The sequence below is a fragment of the Actinoplanes sp. GCM10030250 genome (assembly GCF_042666575.1).
GTDB lineage: Bacteria > Actinomycetota > Actinomycetes > Mycobacteriales > Micromonosporaceae > Actinoplanes.
In genome coordinates this window covers 1-1,163 of the sequence record NZ_JBHTDO010000100.1, presented here as the reverse complement: position 1 = coordinate 1,163, position 1,163 = coordinate 1, and the positions used below count along the sequence as shown (strand labels likewise).

2 protein-coding genes are annotated in these 1,163 nt (G+C 70.2%); both read left to right on the top strand.

Translation table 11 applies throughout. The features are described from left to right. A partial coding sequence (gene mbhE, locus ACFQV6_RS44205) for a hydrogen gas-evolving membrane-bound hydrogenase subunit E (protein WP_378033731.1) occupies positions 1–786 on the top strand: 786 nt, incomplete at its 5' end. Then, on the top strand, positions 783–1,163 hold a 381-nt coding region (locus ACFQV6_RS44200), incomplete at its 3' end, for a Na(+)/H(+) antiporter subunit C (RefSeq protein WP_378033730.1). The genes mbhE and ACFQV6_RS44200, both read left to right, overlap by 4 nt.

Below are 1,163 nucleotides of genomic sequence, written 5' to 3'. Positions count from 1 at the left end.
GGTGCGGTGGTCTCCGGGCTGGCGTACGTGGCGACCTCGGGCCGGCAGGCGGTCTCGATCTCCACCGGGTTCGCCGAGCCCGCCGTGTCGTACGGCGGCGGCCGCAACGTGGTGAACGTGACGCTCGTCGACATCCGCGCCTGGGACACGATGGGCGAGATCTCGGTGCTGCTGGTGGCGGCAACCGGCGTCGCGGCGCTGGTCTTCGGCGGGTCGGAGCGGCTGCTGCACAGCGTCCGGCGTACCGGCCTGCCGGCGCCGCCGAAGGGGCAGGTGTGGCTGATGGCCGGGCACACCCTCGACGCGGGCCTGCGCTCGCCGATCCTCGAGGTCGTCACCCGGCTGCTGTTCCACACCATCGTGCTGTTCTCGATCTACCTGCTGTTCGCCGGTCACAACGCTCCGGGCGGCGGTTTCGCCGGTGGGCTGGTCGTCGGGCTGGCCCTGGTGCTGCGCTACCTGGCCGGTGGGCGGCGCGAGCTGGACGTGGCGGCGCCGGTCGACGCCGGCGCGTTGATGGGCGCCGGCCTGCTGGTCGCGCTGGGTACCGGCCTGACCGCCCTGATCGCCGGTGGTGAGGTCCTGCAGAGCGCCCTGCTGGACTGGCACCTGCCGGTACTGGGCCACGTCCACTTCGTCACGTCGATGATCTTCGACGTCGGTGTCTACCTCGTGGTGATCGGGGTGGTGCTGAACATTCTGCGCAGCCTCGGCGCCGAGGTGGACCGCCACGAGCAGATCGAGCGCGCCGAGGCAGACGCCCGGCGGGAGGGAGAGTTGGTGTGAGCCCCAACCTGCTGCTGGTGATCGTCGTCGGTGTGCTGTTCGCCGCCGGGGTGACGCTGCTTCTCGAACGCAACCTGACCCGGGTCATTCTCGGCATCACGATGCTGGGCAACGCCGTCAACCTGGTGATCCTGCTCGGTGGCGGATACGGCGGGCCGCCCATCGTCGGCGTCACCCCCGTATCGCGGATGAGTGACCCGCTGACCCAGGCGATGATCCTGACCGCCATCGTGATCACCCTCGGGATGACCGCGTTCCTGCTGGCGATGGCCTATCGCAGCTGGCTGCTGACCGGCCACGACGACGTGCAGGACGACGTCGAGGACCGGCGGATCATGCAGCTGGCCGAACGCGATCAGGGCCTCGCGGACCAGGAC